The organism is Parasphingorhabdus marina DSM 22363 (assembly GCF_900128895.1).
Taxonomy (GTDB): domain Bacteria; phylum Pseudomonadota; class Alphaproteobacteria; order Sphingomonadales; family Sphingomonadaceae; genus Parasphingorhabdus; species Parasphingorhabdus marina.
Window position 1 is genome coordinate 455996 of sequence record NZ_FSQW01000001.1, and the last position, 14241, is coordinate 470236.

The 14241-nt window shown below is 60.1% G+C and carries 16 protein-coding genes; 8 read left to right on the forward strand and 8 right to left on the reverse strand.

Annotation, left to right across the window (positions count from 1 at the left end):
• The first annotated feature begins 55 nt into the window (after positions 1 to 55).
• The 3 genes from BUQ90_RS02260 to BUQ90_RS02270 all read left to right on the forward strand — a co-directional run bounded on the left by BUQ90_RS02260 (position 56) and on the right by BUQ90_RS02270 (position 1742).
• On the forward strand, positions 56 to 391 hold the full coding sequence (locus tag BUQ90_RS02260) for a VOC family protein (protein WP_074203520.1): 336 nt from the start codon (positions 56 to 58) through the stop codon (positions 389 to 391).
• Positions 392 to 520: 129 nt separating this feature from the next.
• Complete coding sequence (locus tag BUQ90_RS02265; RefSeq protein WP_143182694.1) at positions 521 to 970, forward strand: hypothetical protein; 450 nt, start codon at positions 521 to 523, stop codon at positions 968 to 970.
• A 100-nt stretch (positions 971 to 1070) separates the two neighbouring features.
• Positions 1071 to 1742, forward strand: coding sequence for a glutathione S-transferase family protein (locus BUQ90_RS02270; protein ID WP_074203522.1), 672 nt, complete (start codon positions 1071 to 1073; stop codon positions 1740 to 1742).
• Between the two features lie 3 nt (positions 1743 to 1745).
• Here the strand turns inward: BUQ90_RS02270 and BUQ90_RS02275 are convergent, their stop codons facing one another.
• Both BUQ90_RS02275 and ubiG read right to left on the reverse strand, forming a co-directional pair.
• Complete coding sequence (locus BUQ90_RS02275; protein ID WP_074203523.1) at positions 1746 to 2195, reverse strand: GNAT family N-acetyltransferase; 450 nt, start codon at positions 2193 to 2195, stop codon at positions 1746 to 1748.
• Positions 2192 to 2959: a bifunctional 2-polyprenyl-6-hydroxyphenol methylase/3-demethylubiquinol 3-O-methyltransferase UbiG gene (ubiG, locus tag BUQ90_RS02280; RefSeq protein ID WP_074203524.1), complete on the reverse strand. Its 768-nt coding sequence runs from the start codon at positions 2957 to 2959 to the stop codon at positions 2192 to 2194. Before ubiG ends, BUQ90_RS02275 begins: the two co-directional genes overlap by 4 nt.
• A 69-nt stretch (positions 2960 to 3028) precedes the next feature.
• On the opposite strand from ubiG, the gene BUQ90_RS02285 reads away from it, so the two are divergent.
• The 5 genes from BUQ90_RS02285 (at position 3029) to BUQ90_RS02305 (ending at position 9370) form a co-directional block, all read left to right on the forward strand.
• On the forward strand, positions 3029 to 4297 hold the full coding sequence (locus tag BUQ90_RS02285; protein WP_074203525.1) for an aspartate kinase: 1269 nt from the start codon (positions 3029 to 3031) through the stop codon (positions 4295 to 4297).
• A gap of 89 nt (positions 4298 to 4386) precedes the next feature.
• Positions 4387 to 5394, forward strand: a complete 1008-nt coding sequence (locus BUQ90_RS02290; protein ID WP_074203526.1) for an NAD(P)H-dependent flavin oxidoreductase — start codon at positions 4387 to 4389, stop codon at positions 5392 to 5394.
• A gap of 48 nt (positions 5395 to 5442) precedes the next feature.
• Entirely contained in the window at positions 5443 to 5997 is a 555-nt protein-coding gene (locus BUQ90_RS02295) for a PH domain-containing protein (protein WP_084192437.1), read from the forward strand.
• Positions 5994 to 7511: a PH domain-containing protein gene (locus BUQ90_RS02300; RefSeq protein WP_074203527.1), complete on the forward strand. Its 1518-nt coding sequence runs from the start codon at positions 5994 to 5996 to the stop codon at positions 7509 to 7511. Before BUQ90_RS02295 ends, BUQ90_RS02300 begins: the two co-directional genes overlap by 4 nt.
• A 77-nt stretch (positions 7512 to 7588) precedes the next feature.
• Entirely contained in the window at positions 7589 to 9370 is a 1782-nt protein-coding gene (locus BUQ90_RS02305) for a DUF885 domain-containing protein (RefSeq protein ID WP_074203528.1), read from the forward strand.
• A gap of 6 nt (positions 9371 to 9376) precedes the next feature.
• Here BUQ90_RS02305 and BUQ90_RS02310 read toward each other — a convergent pair whose 3' ends face one another.
• The 6 genes from BUQ90_RS02310 to BUQ90_RS02335 form a co-directional block, all read right to left on the reverse strand.
• Complete coding sequence (locus tag BUQ90_RS02310; RefSeq protein WP_074203529.1) at positions 9377 to 10018, reverse strand: hypothetical protein; 642 nt, start codon at positions 10016 to 10018, stop codon at positions 9377 to 9379.
• A gap of 61 nt (positions 10019 to 10079) precedes the next feature.
• Complete coding sequence (locus BUQ90_RS02315) at positions 10080 to 10646, reverse strand: demethoxyubiquinone hydroxylase family protein (protein ID WP_338044500.1); 567 nt, start codon at positions 10644 to 10646, stop codon at positions 10080 to 10082.
• A complete protein-coding gene (locus tag BUQ90_RS02320) occupies positions 10643 to 11110 on the reverse strand; it encodes a disulfide bond formation protein B (RefSeq protein WP_074203531.1) in 468 nt (155 codons plus the stop codon). The genes BUQ90_RS02315 and BUQ90_RS02320 overlap by 4 nt, the downstream gene beginning before the upstream one ends.
• A gap of 9 nt (positions 11111 to 11119) precedes the next feature.
• Positions 11120 to 12484 carry a S41 family peptidase gene (locus tag BUQ90_RS02325; protein WP_074203532.1) on the reverse strand — a complete coding sequence of 455 codons (1365 nt, stop codon included), beginning with the start codon at positions 12482 to 12484 and terminating at the stop codon, positions 11120 to 11122.
• A 118-nt stretch (positions 12485 to 12602) separates the two neighbouring features.
• Positions 12603 to 13814, reverse strand: coding sequence for a murein hydrolase activator EnvC family protein (locus BUQ90_RS02330; protein WP_074203533.1), 1212 nt, complete (start codon positions 13812 to 13814; stop codon positions 12603 to 12605).
• On the reverse strand, positions 13815 to 14237 hold the full coding sequence (locus BUQ90_RS02335) for a 23S rRNA (pseudouridine(1915)-N(3))-methyltransferase RlmH (protein ID WP_074203534.1): 423 nt from the start codon (positions 14235 to 14237) through the stop codon (positions 13815 to 13817). It lies immediately after the preceding gene.
• Between the last annotated feature and the right edge of the window lie 4 nt (positions 14238 to 14241).

A 14241-nucleotide genomic window follows, 5' to 3' on the forward strand; every position in this document is an offset into this window, starting at 1 on the left:
GTTTTGATCCCCCGTCGGCCTATAGTTGGGGGACAGCGACTCGCGGGAGAACAGCATGACCACCATCACCCCCAATTATATCGAAATGAAAGCCGCCGACCTGAAGGCCAGCAAGGCCTTCTATGAGAAAGCGCTGGATTTTGTCTTTACCGACTATGGCCCGGAATATGCCGCTGTCGAGGGCGGCCCGGTACAGATCGGCCTTGCGGCCGGCGAGCAGCCGGTTGCGCCAATGCCGGCGTTCGAGACGGATGATCTCGAATCCGCCCTGTCGCGCGTGACAGCGGCCGGCGCGCCGATTGTGCAGGAGATCTTTGCCTATCCGGGTGGCCGGCGCTTCGAATGCGAGGATCCCTCCGGCAATCGCTTCGCCATTTTCCAGCCGGAATGATCCACTCGATCGGGGTGCCGCGGAAAGATACATTTGTTTACACTGCCCGGCGGGACTTTGCGGATGCAGTTCAGCTTGCGGTCAGTCGGATTGTGACAAGAAAGGCACAACAACGGTCTGGAGGTTCTCATGCGTTCCCATATTCTCGCCCCGCTAATGGCCACATCGCTGATTGTCGCCGCACCGGTTTCGGCCCAGGAGATGGCACCGGAAACCGAATGGGCCGAGCGAGTCGCCGATCCGGAATTCCAGGAACAGATGGCCGGCATGCTCGGCGGGTTCCTGACCGTCATCCTCGATATTCCGATAGGCCAGTTTGCCACAGCTGCACAACAGGCCATTCCCGAGGGACTGGAGGACAAGGTCGACCGGGACGGAAAACTGTCCCGCATTGATCCCGACATGACGATCGGTGACCTCGCAAGCGGGGACAATCCGGACTTCGAACAGGACATGCAGGGCAAGCTGCGCAAAGGATCTGCCATGGCCGGGATATTGGCGTCCGAAATCGGCGCACTGCTGCCACAGCTGAAAGCGATGAGCGAGCGCATGAAACGGCGGATGGAAGAGCAGCAATAGGCTTTATTCGGACCGTTTCCCTTCCGCCTCGCCATCCTGATTGCCGATTCCGGCATCAAGCCTCTTCCCCCGCGAGCCAATCGCGATTAACAGCATAGCCATGTGGCAGTTGTACCAGTTTCCCTTATGTCCGTTTTCGCGCAAGGTGCGCCTGCTCATGGGCGAGAAATCGGTCGGTTATGAACTGGTGCGCGAGTCGCCCTGGGAGCAGCGCGACGAGTTTCTCGACATGAACCCGGCCGGGCGGACACCGGTCCTGCGCCACAGCCAGCGCGACGTCTCGCTCGCCGACAGCAACGCGATTTGCGAATATATCGAGGAGACGGTTGAAAAGTCCCCGATGATCAACGGCACCGCGACCAACCGCGCCGAGATCCGGCGGCTCACCGCCTGGTTTGATGAGCAGTTTTACGGGGATGTGACCGCACCCCTGTTGTTCGAGCGGATGCACAAGCGACTGATTCACCGTGCCCCGCCTGATGCCAAGCTCCTGCGCGAGGCAATGCGGCGGGCCAATGTCCATCTCGACTATATTGACTATCTGATCGACCATCGCAGCTGGCTCGCCGGAGCAACCATGAGTCTGGCCGATCTCTCTGCCGCCGCACAGATTTCGGTCGCCGATTATCTCGGCGGGATCGATTGGGCCGGACATGAGCAGACCAGGGCCTGGTACAGCATGTTCAAATCCCGCCCGAGCTTCCGCCCGCTATTGTCCGAGCGCATGGAGGTCATCGCCCCGCCAGCGCATTACGAAAAGGTCGATTTCTGATCCTCAGCCGGCCACGGGCCGGATCATCTGCACCTTGTCCATGCCGGGGGCGAAGCCGTCTTTTTCCACGCCCCGGATTTCAAATCCGAATTTCGCAAAGAAGGGGGCCACCCGATGCGTGGTGAACAGCTCGGCTTCGCTATAGTCTCCCGACTGCTCGATCACCTGCAACCGGTGTTCGGCGAGCAACCGGCCGAGGCCGGCCCCGTGAAGACTATTGTCGACCATGCCCCATGTGAAGCGGGCCTGTCCCCGGTCCTCGCGCGCAATGCCGCCGCAACCACAGATCCGGCCATCCTGTTCAATCACGAAATATTCGCCCTGCGGCGCGTCGAGGAAACCGGCAAACATGTCGCGTTCGCTGGCGTCGAAAAAGTCCGGCACATTGCTGTCGAAAAGCGCAAGGCAATCGGCCTTGTCTTTCCCGCGATAGGTCCGGATGACGGGAGTCATGCGCGCACAGCCGTGACCAGATAATTGAGCGACAGATTGTCCGACAGCGAAAACCCGTGGGCCGGGCCATAGCTGATCCCTGTCACATCCGTCACTGCCAGTCCCGCAGCTTCGAGCAATTGCGTCAGTTCTTCCGGCGTCAGAAACTGATCGTGATGATGGGTTCCGCGCGGGATCCGGCCGGTGCGTTCGGCCAGTTCGACCAGCAGGACTTTCGACATGGTTGTCCGGTTCGGTGTCGACATGATCAGCAGACCGTCATCGGACAGGGCCTTCGCCAGGCCCGCCACGAACCGGGCGGGGTCCTCGACATGTTCGATCACTTCCAGCGAGGCGACCAGATCAAAGCCCGGAACTCCGAAATCCTCAATTGCCTGGTTGCGATAGTCGATTGCCAGTCCTTGTCCCGCCGCATGGGCCTGCGCCGCGGCAACATTCTCTGGTGCGGCATCCAGCCCGGTCACGGTCGCTCCCAGCCGGGCCAGCGGTTCGCACAGCAGGCCTGCGCCGCATCCGACATCCAGCGCCTTGCGACCTGCCAGTGGCTTCAGGGTGCGGGAATCAATGTCAAACCGGATGTCGACCGCCTCCCGGATATAGCGCAGGCGAACCGGGTTGAGCCGGTGTAGCATGGCCGAGGACCCGTGCGGATCCCACCAGTCGTCGGCGAGAGCCCCGAAATGCGCGGCTTCGTCGGGATTGATGGTTCCGGCCGATTTGCCCGTTGCCGAGGCAGATGATGGGGTGATGCTTGCCTTTGTCATAACGGCTCTCTATCACAGCGCGCGTCTGGTTCAGACCCTTTTTCAACAGAAAGCACAAGCGACGACATCATGGCCCGGATAGTGATGAAATTTGGCGGCACGTCCATGGCGGGGATCGAACGGATCCGCCGGGTAGCCAAAATTGTCAAACAGCAGGCCGATGCCGGTCATGAGGTTGCGGTGGTGGTGTCGGCCATGGCCGGTGATACCGACCGCCTCGTCAATTTCTGCCGGGAAGCGAGCTCGCTCTACGATGCGGCGGAATATGACGTGGTGGTGGCGTCCGGCGAACAGGTGACGTCTGGCCTGCTGTCGATTGCGCTGCAGTCGCTGGGCGCAAAGGCGCGCAGCTGGCTTGGCTGGCAGATGCCGATCCGGACGATCGAGGCGCACAGCAAGGCGCGGATCGAGACCATCGACGCCGGCGCGCTGACCGAAGCCATGAAGTCGGGTGAGATCGCCATCATTCCGGGTTTTCAGGGCATCAGCCAGGATGGCCGGATCACGACCCTCGGCCGGGGCGGCTCCGACACCAGTGCCGTGGCCATCGCCGCTGCGGTCAAGGCGGATCGCTGCGATATCTATACCGATGTCGATGGCGTCTACACCACTGACCCGCGGATCGTGACCAGGGCGCGCAAGCTGAAAACCGTGACCTTCGAGGAAATGCTCGAACTCGCCAGCGTCGGAGCCAAGGTCCTGCAGACACGGTCTGTCGGGCTGGCGATGAAGGAAAATGTCAAAATTCAGGTGCTGTCATCCTTTACCGAAGAGGGTGTCAACTATACTGCTGACGACCTGCCCGGAACGATGATCATCAGCGAAGATGAAATGGAGGAAAGCGATATGGAACGCCAGCTGATCACCGGCATTGCGCACGACAAGAACGAATCAAAAATCACGCTGACCCGCGTGCCCGACAAACCAGGTGCGGTGGCGAATATTTTCGAACCGCTCGCTGAAGCGGCGATCAATGTCGACATGATCATTCAGAATGTCGGCCGCGAGAAAGGTGAGACCGACGTCACCTTTACGGTGCCAACCAATGATCTCGACCGGACCATGCAGGTGCTCGACGAGGCCAGGGCGGATATCGGCTATAACCGGCTGATTTCCGACAGCAATGTCGCCAAGATTTCGGTGGTCGGTGTCGGCATGAAAAGCCATGCCGGTGTCGCCTCGACCATGTTCAAGGCGCTCGCCGACCGTGGCGTCAACATCCAGGCGATCACCACGTCGGAAATCAAGGTCAGCGTGCTGATCGAGGAAGACTATACCGAGCTCGCACTGCGTGTCCTGCATACGGCCTATGGGCTGGATGCCGAAGACGCGGCCTAGAGCGATTGGCAACAACGCGCACATGCTGAACCTGTCGAAGCATGTGTGGCCATCGCCTTTCGACAGGCGCAGGACAAACGGATATTTCCATGCAAGCGAATGAAAAACTTTCCCAATTGATGCAGCGCGGCACCGACCTGCTGGGCAGCGAAACCGCGATCATGTGCGGCGCCATGTCCTGGGTTTCCGAGCGCAATCTGGTCAGCGCGATCAGCAATGCCGGCGGCTTTGGCGTGATCGCCTGTGGCGCAATGACACCTGATCTGCTCGACACCGAAATTCTGGAAACGAAGAAACGCACCACGCGGCCTTTCGGCGTCAACCTGATCACCATGCATCCCGATCTGATGGAGCTGATCGCGATCTGCGGCAAACATCAGGTCAGCCATGTGGTTCTCGCCGGTGGCCTGCCGCCCAAGGGCAGCCTCGAGGCGATCAAGGAAACCGGGGCAAAGGTCATCTGCTTTGCGCCCGCCATGGCCCTGGCCAAGAAATTCATCCGCTCCGGCGTCGATGCGATTGTGATCGAAGGCATGGAAGCCGGCGGTCATATCGGCCCGGTGGCAACTTCGGTACTGGCGCAAGAAATCCTGCCGCAGATCGCGGACCAGGTGCCGGTATTTGTCGCTGGCGGGATCGGCACAGGCGAAATGATTGCGGCCTATCTCGAAATGGGCGCGAGTGGCGTGCAGCTGGGCACGCGTTTTGTCTGTGCGCATGAATCGATTGCCCATCCGGACTTCAAAAAGGCCTTCATTCGCGGCAATGCGCGCGATGCCGTAACCAGTGTGCAGGTCGATCCGCGACTGCCGGTGATTCCGGTTCGCGCGCTCAAAAACAAGGGCACCGAAGAATTTACCCGCAAGCAAATCGAGGTCGCCAAATTGCTCGATGCCGGCGAGATTGAAATGGGCGAGGCGCAGCTGCAGATCGAGCATTTCTGGGCCGGTGCATTGCGCAAGGCGGTGATTGACGGCGATGTTGAAAACGGATCAGTCATGGCGGGTCAGTCGGTCGGCATGGTCAAGACCGAGGAAAGCGTGGCCGAAATTATCAAGTCTTTGACAGAAGAGGCCATCGTCGCCCTCTCCCGTTAAGCGGCCCTCTGGCTTGCAGACCCCGCAGGACATGACCATATTCCGGATATGACAGATACCGCCCGACAACCGTCCAGTCCGTCCATCGATCCGCCCTTGCCGATCACCGAATCCGAACCGGCGGTGAGCTATAATCAGGGTCTGACTCCGCTGCATCCACCACACAAGTCTCTGATCCGGGTGCGCATGACGATCCGGGCGTTTTTTCTGGTCATCGCGGCGCTTGTCGCGGACTTTTTCGCGCAGGACCGGTTGGGGGTCCCGGGCGGATATCTGGCGGGAACGGCGCTGGTGCTCGCGGGACTGATGATCCTGGTGTTACCCAACCGCATATATCGCCGCTGGGGCTATGACATGGGCGAAGAGCAATTGCGCGTGCTACGCGGTTTTTTGTGGCGAACGGACACCATTGTCCCGTTCAACCGGATCCAGCATATCGATGTCGCGCAGGGTCCGCTGCAGCGGTTTTTCGGCCTGTCGACCCTGATCGTGCATACCGCCGGCACGCATAACAGCATCGTGGTGCTGCCCGGCCTCGCCACCGCCACCGCCGAGGAGATGCGCGACACGATCAAGCAGCATATCCGCCAGGACATGATATGACCGGTCCGGACGAGGTGACCGGGGACAACCGGGACGCCGCAGAGGCCGGGAGCACTGCTCCATTCGAGTATCTGCATCCGCTCAGCATCGTTCTGAAATCGCTTTCGACGATCGGCCGCAACATCGTCCTGATCGGTATCCTCTATTTCAGTCTGTTCGACCGGAACATCGGGTATACCGCGCTGGCCACACTGGTCATTCTGGCCATCATTGTCGGGATGACAGCGCTGGTCTGGTCCCGCTTCACCTGGCAGATCAGCAACAAGGAAGTCCGGATCAAAAGCGGTCTGCTCAACCGCAACAACCGCTCCATTCCGTTCGACCGGATTCAGGATGTCAGTCTCGAACAAAAGCTTGTCAGTCGCCTGCTCGGCCTCACGACAGTGCGCTTCGAAACAGGGTCCGGTGGTGGAGAGGATGGCGAACTCAATGCCCTGAAGCTGGCAGATGGCGAAGCGATCCGCGACATCATCCGGGACTATAACTCCGGACAGGTCCGGGAGACGACCGCGGAAACGGCACCGGTGCCGGACCTGGAACGCCCGCCGCTTTTTGCCATGGACAACCGCCGGATCCTGATTGCCGGGCTGTTCAATTTCTCCTTCATCCTTCTCGCCATCCTGGGCACGATCGCGCAAAATCTCGACTTTCTGATCCCGGAAGGGTTTTTCGACCCGCGAAACTGGATCGAAACTCTGACCGAACAGGAAGCCATAAACGGCCTCAGCATGGCGGCCCGGGTTGGCGGTGTGGTCGCGGCGATCTTCTCCCTCATCGCTGTTGGTTTTGTCAGCGGAATCGTCCGGACATATGTCCGCGAATATGGCTTCCGGCTCGACCTGGCCGATACCGGCACCCGCGGCTTCCGGCGGCGGCGGGGGCTGTTCACGCTGACCGACATGGTCATGCCGATCCATCGCGTGCAGGCCGCGATCATCCGAACCGGCCCGATCCGGGAGAAATTCGGCTGGTATCACCTGAAATTCCAGTCGCTGGCCGGAGATCCCAGCGGCGAAACCGATCACAGCGCCGCGCCTTGCGCCCGGCCCGAAGAGATGGCCAGCATTCTGGAGGAAACACCGATTGTCGATCTTCCACCGGATCTCGAGTTCCAAAAAGTGAATCCGGCGTTCTGGTGGCGCAATGCCCTTCTCGCGTCAGCGCTGATACTGGCGGTAGCGATTGGCAACGGACTGTTTGTCCACCCTGGCTTCTATGCGATCCTTCTGCTCGCCTTTCCCGTCATCACGCTGACGTTCCTTAACTGGCGGAAACACCAATATGCGCTGACAGAGGAGCAGTTGTTTGTGCGATCGGGCTGGTGGCGCCGGCGATTGACGATCCTGCCGGTACGCCGGGTGCAAACCGTCGACATCAGCCAGTCCCCGCTCGACCATCCTCTGGATCTGGCTGATGTCACCATCGGCGTTGCTGGCGGCTCGTCGATTGCTCCGCTGAAAGTCCAAGCGATCCCGGTGACGATGGCACAAGCCCTGCGCGCCCGGCTGATCTGATCCGTCCTGCCCTTCAAGGTGCTTGACTTCGCGCGTTGAATATTCCCCAGTATGCAGGCTGAAATCTGGAGAACATGATGCCGAAAACCACATTGCGGAACAGCCTTTTGACCCTCGCCAGCCTGGTCGCGTTTCAGACCCCGGCCCTGGCGCAGGAAGGGACAGCGCAAAAATCGCAGGAGCTGCACCGGATCATTGATGCCTATTGGGCTTATAGTCTGGAACAGTCTCCGGTCTTGGCTTCGTCGCTCGGCGTGGATGAATATGCGGATCAAGTCAGCGATGTCAGTCTCGAGGCGGCAGATAAAAGGGTGGAGACGGCAAAGGGCTGGCTCAAAGAGCTGGATGCGATCGATCAGGACGCCCTGTCGGAAAATGACAAGACCAATTTCGGCGTTCTCTATCGCAGCCTGGCCGAATCGGTTGAAGCCAACAGCTATGGCCAGCGGACAATCAATTTCACCAATCGCAGTGGCTGGCATCAAAGCTTTGCCAGCATGCAGAACAATCTGCCGTTCCGGACCGAGGGCGACTATAAATCCTATATCGCGCGGCTGAAGCAATATCCTGAGATCAACCGGCAATCCATCGCCGTTGCCAACCAGGCCATTGCCGGCGGCTATGTCCTGCCCTGCGTCTCTATGGTCGGCTATGAAACCAGCATTTCCGGTTTGATCACCGATGAGCCTGAGGACAGCCGATTCTATCAGCCGTTCAAGCGCCCCAAACCCGACATGATGGACCGCGCGACATTCGAGCGGCTGGCCGGAGAAGCAGAAACAGTGATTTCCACCGTGATCCGGCCGGAACTGGAGGAGCATCTGAACTGGTATGAATCCCGCTATGTGCCCAATTGCGCAAAAGACCCTGGCGTGTCGGCCCAGCCGGGCGGCGATGCCTATTATGCCTTCCGCATCCGCCAGATGACGACGACCGACAAGACCGCGGATGAAATCCACAATATCGGCCTGTCCGAAGTCGCCAGAATCCGGTCGGAAATGGTCGAAGTCGCCAAATCCGCCGGTTATGACAGCCGGGAAGCCTTTATCGAGCATCTCCGCACCGATCCGCAATACTATGCGAAGACGCCGGAAGAACTGATGGAGAAAGTCGCGCGGATTACCAAAATCATCGACGGCAAGATGCCGGAGATTATCGGCAAGCTGGCCCGGCTGCCCTATGGTCTGAAGGAAATCCCGGCCGAAACCGCAGAGGGTACCACCACGGCCTATTATAATCCCGGCTCTCCAGACGTCGGCATTGCCGGCTTTTATTATGTCAACACGTCCAAGCTGGACCAGCGCCCCTTTTGGGAAATTCCGGCATTGAGTGTCCATGAGGCGGTACCGGGGCATCATATGCAAATCGCGCTGCAGCAGGAACTCGACATGCCGGATTTCCGCAAATATGGCGCCTTTTTCACGGCCTTTGTCGAGGGATGGGGGCTTTACTCGGAACGCCTGGGCATTGAAATGAATCTCTATGACACACCGGCCAAGGACATGGGCCGGCTGTCCTACGAAATGTGGCGCGCCTGCCGGCTGGTAGTTGACACCGGACTGCATGCGAAAGGCTGGACCAAGCAGCAAGCCATTGATTACATGACGGACAATACAGCGCTCAGCCCGGCCAATATCGAAGCCGAAGTCAATCGCTATATCAGCTGGCCGGGACAGGCGCTCGCCTACAAAATGGGTGAACTGAAAATCCGGGAGCTACGGCAGAAGGCGACGACGGAACTGGGCGACCGGTTCGATCTGCGCGAATTTCATGACGTGGTTCTCGGTCAGGGCGCCGTGCCCCTGGACATATTGGAGGCGCAGGTCAATCGCTGGATCGCACGGGAAAGCGACAGCTAACGCGAATCAGTTTTCGTCGATGACAGGTTCTGCCGGTGGCACTTCTTCCGCTGCCGGCGGAACGGCGAGGTCATTGTCCGGATTGCGTGCGCCGAGTTCTTCCGCGTCCTTTGCTTCGAGACGTTCACGGGCAGCAGCCGCTGCGGCTTCTCTTGCCTCGCGCTGGGCTTCGATTTCGCGCAGACGTTCTTCCACGGCTTCCGCTTCCTCATCGATCCGGGACAGGCGCTTCTGCCGTTCTTCCTCGATCAGCTGGCCCCAGTTGACGGTATCGTCCTGTGCCTTTTCGGCATAGGCAGCGCGCAGCAGCTGCTGTGTACATCCGGTGGCACCGCCGAGTCCGGTTGGCGAACAGCTGTTGGTGCCCGATGCGCCGACATATTCATAGGATTTCACACGCTGCGTCCAGGCTTCGTTCTGCCGGTCTCTCGGATTGTCTCGCAGCGTTTCGGGAATACGGTACCGCTCGCCCTCGTCCTTGCGGGCACAGACAACAATTTCGCCCTCGGTACTTGGCGGGCAGGGGTCATCGCCATAGACAATCAGCTGGTTGACCCGGTCGCCGGCGGCATCTTGCGACAAGGCGGGCACGGCATGGAATCCGGTCAAAATCATTGCACATGCGGCAAAACTGGCTGTCTTTTTCATGGGATCCTCCTTGCAGAAACCGGAATGAACCCGCGCTGAAGCGCCAGCAGGTCCGGAACGTCTATATCCGTTTCGCCACACCTATGGCAACCCGGCAACCCAGCCGGATGGCCGCGCTCAGAACGGGATAGCCCGGCGTTTCCTCGGCTCCCGAGGCGATGGCCGTTTCCTTGTGCTCCAGCTCCTCGGCCCGGAAATCGGCGATCATCCCGGCCAGTTCGGGTTCATTCTCCGATTCAAGCTGTTCCAGCTGTTCCTGATAATGACGGTCAATCTCCGTCTCTACCGCAGCCGTACAGGCCATGGCAGCCCGAGGGCCCAGCGCCGCGGTTCCGGCACCCAGGGCATAGCCTGCGACTTTCCATAATGGTTGCAGCAGGGTGGGCCGCACGTTGCGTTCCACAATCATCCGGTCGAAAGCGTCGAGATGCCGCTGTTCCTGATCGGCCATGTGGCGGATCGCGCTGCTGTCCGGTGCATCATCGCCCATCACTGCCAGCTGTCCGCGATAAATCTGCTTCGCGCCATATTCTCCGGCCTGATTGACGCGAATCATCGAAGCAATATCGGCCGCAGACCTCCCGATATTTGCGCCCGGTTCGCGGTCATTTCGAATGTCACTCATCATGCGCCCTTCCGGCCTTTTGCCATCAGAACCAAGATGAGGATCGCGCCGCCAGCTGACAAGAGGAAATTATATCCGGCCAGCGAAATGCCCAAGAGCGACCAGGGAGCAACGTCGCAGCGCACCAGCGGTGCGTCCAGGATCGAGTCGAGGCTGACGGCTCCGGTGGTGGCACAGGATGTCAGACCTTCCCACCAGCCATATTCGACACCGGCATGAAAGGCACCAATCGCGCCGCTGACGAAAATCGCCAGGGCCGCTGCAGCAACGAGCAGGCCGGATCCGCTTTTTCCGGGTCGGAACAGCGCCGGGACAGCCAGAAGGATCGCAGCCAGATGCGGCCATCTCTGCCAGATGCACATTTCACAGGGATACAGGCCAAAGCCATACTGGCTCACCAGGGCGCCACCCAGAAGTCCGGCCGGAACAAGAAAGGCCAGCCATCCGGCCATGCGCTCTGAACCCATTATTATGTCCTATTTTCTGACGACAGCGGCCTTGCCCGGCTTCTTCACGGCCGCGCGGTTGAGCGCTGTCTGCATGCCTTTCGGTCCGAGGCGTCCGATGGTTTCCAGGGCATAGTGCAGCTGGAAGTCGTCAATGCCCTGTTCTTTCAGCTCTTCCGTCGTCTGAACAAAGCGCGGATCATCAGCGGTATCTTCTTCCAGCACCGCATCGTCCAGTTTGACCTCGTTGATCAGATGCCGGCGCAGATCCGCTTCGCGGAAACGCGGCCGGGTCTTGTAATCCGGATCGGAAAGCTGCGGGACAATGATATCGGGCTCGATGCCACCCTCCTGCACCGACTTGCCCGACGGCGTGTAATAGCGAGCAGTGGTCAGGCGCAGGGCCGACGTATTGGACAGCGGCAGGAGAGTCTGCACCGACCCCTTGCCGAAGCTGCGCTCGCCCATGACCAGACCGCGATGATGGTCCTGCAAGGCACCGGCAACAATCTCCGAGGCGGAAGCCGAACCGGCGTCGATCAGGACGATGACCGGCAGGCCTTGCGCCGCATCACCGGTTTTGGCGAAATAGCGCTCAATGTCGGATTTGCTGCGACCGCGCTGCGACACAATCTCGCCGCGCGACAGGAATACATCGGAAACCGCTACAGCTTCGTCGAGCAGGCCACCGGGATTGGACCGCATGTCGAGGACATAGCCCAGCGGCTTCTTGCCAAGCGACTTGTCGATGCTGCCGATCGCCGCCTTGACGTCCGCGCCCACATCAGCAGAGAAGCTGTTCAGGCTGATCACACCGATATCGTCTTTGACTTCCCAGGTAACCGGTTTCAGGTCAATGATCGCGCGCTTCATGGAAACGTCAAAAGGCTTGTCGCGACCGGGGCGCACGATGGTCAGACTGATCGGCGTACCCGGCTTGCCGCGCATTTCTTCCACCGCTTCATCAAGCGTGCCGCCGTAGATCAATTCGCCGTCAATATGGGTAATATAATCGCCCGCCTTGACGCCGGCACCATCTGCCGGAGTGTCCTTGAACGGGGCAATGACTTTCACAGCACCGTCTTCCATCGTCACCGAAAGGCCGAGACCACCGTAATTGCCGTCTGTCTGTGTTCGCAGATTGTCAAAGTCCCGCGCATCCAGGAAACTGCTGTGCGGGTCGAGGCTGCTCAGCATGCCGTTGATCGCGCCCTTGATCAGCACCGAGTCGTCGACCTGGTCGACATAGTCCGTCCGGACACGGTCAAACACGCTCATAAACTGCTCCATCTCGCGATAGGTGCTCGCATCCACGGCCGAAATGGCGGATGTGGCAGCAGGCAGCAGGGCGACGGTCAAAACCAGTGCAGTTGCTTGAACGATGGGCTTCTTCATCTGGACAGTCCTGTTTGTCTAATGGAAAATTAAATATAGGCCGGGACTCGGTCTAATGCCAAGCACCTTAACCAACAATGACGAGGATTATCGACAAACAGCAGCAAAAGCCGCAATTTCAGCCAATCAGCGCGGCAATATCGATCGGTCGGCCATTGCGCCGCAATTCCACGGTAACATTCGGATCCTCGCTGCCCGACCGGCCGACCGGTGCGCCCTGCACAACCGTGTCACCGACATCCACTGATGTCCGAGCCATATTGGTAATCAGGCTCGTCCAGCCGCCTTCATGTTCAATGATGAGAATATTCCCATAGCCGCGATAGAGGCCGGAATAGGCCACTCGCCCTGCCGCTGGCGCCACGATCTGGGCATCGGGCTGCACGGCGATGGTCAGTCCCCTTGAACGATATCCACTCTCGGAAATTTCGCCCAGTCCGGTCACGATATCCCCGATCACCGGCAAGCGATAGGCATCCGTCACCGTCCTCTCTTCCGTTGCGCTGTTGCCAGCCACAGCGCCTGTATCATCCGCGCCCTGGGAAGGCCGCAGAAGCGGGCCGTCGAGGGCAGCCAGAGCTTCGCGCACTTCACCACTTTCCCGGATCTGGTCCATCAGATCGAGAATATCCCGGGCTTCCTCGCCCAGCGCAAGCGCGCGATCCTGCTCAAATCCCGCATCATCGGCAAATTGCAGTGCCTCGACCCGGCCACTGGCCTCCAGCACCGCCAGCTGGCGGCGGCGTTCAGCCAGACGTTCCTGGCTATCCGACAGCGACCGGGCGGCCCGCGCCGCCTGCGCCCGAAGCTTTTCGCCCTGTGCCACTTCCTGCCGCAGGCTGGCGGTGCGCCGTTCAATTTCCGGCAGCACGGCAGACATGATCGATCGCATGTAGATCAGCTCGTCCAGCGACCGCGGTTCAACCAGTGTCAGAGCGGTCGGCTTGCGTGTCATCATTTGCAAGGCCGCGGTCAGGCGCACAGTCGGCTGTTGCTTGCGCGCGAGCCTGGCCCGCTGGAACTCCTGCAACCGGCCGACAATATCGATCCGCACCCGGGCCGCACGAATATCCGACTCAGCCGCCTGGATACGGGCCGCCAGCGCCGCGGCCTCGCGATTGAGGCGATCCGCGTCGCTGGTTGCTGTCTGGGCCTGACGCCGCAATGCCTCGCTGCGCTGGCGCGCCTGTTCGGCCTGTTCCCGGGCCGAAACCAGCGCGCGCTGCTGCTCGGACAGGGCCGGCGCACTATTCTGGGCGGGGATCGCGACCGCAAACAGGCCGCCTGCAGCGGCGACGGGCAACAGCAGGAAGAGCCGCTTCACATCCATTCATCCCTCCCGGTGATAAGGATGGCCGGCCAGGATCGACGTGGCGCGAAACAGCTGTTCCGCCAGCATGGCCCGGGCAAGCAGATGCGGCCAGGTCGCCTTGCCGAACGAAAACAGATGGTCCGCGCTCGTCACGTCCTCACGAGTCAATCCATCGGCGGCACCAATCAGAAAACGCGCCTCGCGCACACCGTCATCGCGCCAGTTGCCAAGGATTTCTGCAAATTTCCGGGAAGTCCAGTTCTGACCGGTCTCGTCCATGGCGATGATCCGTGTCTGCCCTTCCATTTTGGGGGTCTTGCCCCCGGATTCGGGCAATTCACTGATCCGCACATCCCACGCAATGCGCTTGGCATAGCGGTCCACCAGCTCCTGCTCCGGAGAGCGGCCGATTTTTCCGCGCGCGACGATATGCAGTCTCACGTGC

What these genes read in the sequence shown, in the direction of transcription:
- BUQ90_RS02295 (WP_084192437.1), top strand. Translation starts at nt 5,443, where the DNA reads ATGACAGATACCGCCCGACAACCGTCCAGTCCGTCCATCGATCCGCCC.
- BUQ90_RS02315 (WP_338044500.1), bottom strand. Translation starts at nt 10,646, where the DNA reads ATGATGAGTGACATTCGAAATGACCGCGAACCGGGCGCAAATATCGGG.
- BUQ90_RS02310 (WP_074203529.1), bottom strand. Translation starts at nt 10,018, where the DNA reads ATGAAAAAGACAGCCAGTTTTGCCGCATGTGCAATGATTTTGACCGGA.
- BUQ90_RS02300 (WP_074203527.1), top strand. Translation starts at nt 5,994, where the DNA reads ATGACCGGTCCGGACGAGGTGACCGGGGACAACCGGGACGCCGCAGAG.
- BUQ90_RS02325 (WP_074203532.1), bottom strand. Translation starts at nt 12,484, where the DNA reads ATGAAGAAGCCCATCGTTCAAGCAACTGCACTGGTTTTGACCGTCGCC.
- BUQ90_RS02275 (WP_074203523.1), bottom strand. Translation starts at nt 2,195, where the DNA reads ATGACTCCCGTCATCCGGACCTATCGCGGGAAAGACAAGGCCGATTGC.
- BUQ90_RS02285 (WP_074203525.1), top strand. Translation starts at nt 3,029, where the DNA reads ATGGCCCGGATAGTGATGAAATTTGGCGGCACGTCCATGGCGGGGATC.
- BUQ90_RS02270 (WP_074203522.1), top strand. Translation starts at nt 1,071, where the DNA reads ATGTGGCAGTTGTACCAGTTTCCCTTATGTCCGTTTTCGCGCAAGGTG.
- BUQ90_RS02260 (WP_074203520.1), top strand. Translation starts at nt 56, where the DNA reads ATGACCACCATCACCCCCAATTATATCGAAATGAAAGCCGCCGACCTG.
- BUQ90_RS02320 (WP_074203531.1), bottom strand. Translation starts at nt 11,110, where the DNA reads ATGGGTTCAGAGCGCATGGCCGGATGGCTGGCCTTTCTTGTTCCGGCC.
- BUQ90_RS02330 (WP_074203533.1), bottom strand. Translation starts at nt 13,814, where the DNA reads ATGGATGTGAAGCGGCTCTTCCTGCTGTTGCCCGTCGCCGCTGCAGGC.
- ubiG (WP_074203524.1), bottom strand. Translation starts at nt 2,959, where the DNA reads ATGACAAAGGCAAGCATCACCCCATCATCTGCCTCGGCAACGGGCAAA.
- BUQ90_RS02305 (WP_074203528.1), top strand. Translation starts at nt 7,589, where the DNA reads ATGCCGAAAACCACATTGCGGAACAGCCTTTTGACCCTCGCCAGCCTG.
- BUQ90_RS02290 (WP_074203526.1), top strand. Translation starts at nt 4,387, where the DNA reads ATGCAAGCGAATGAAAAACTTTCCCAATTGATGCAGCGCGGCACCGAC.
- BUQ90_RS02265 (WP_143182694.1), top strand. Translation starts at nt 521, where the DNA reads ATGCGTTCCCATATTCTCGCCCCGCTAATGGCCACATCGCTGATTGTC.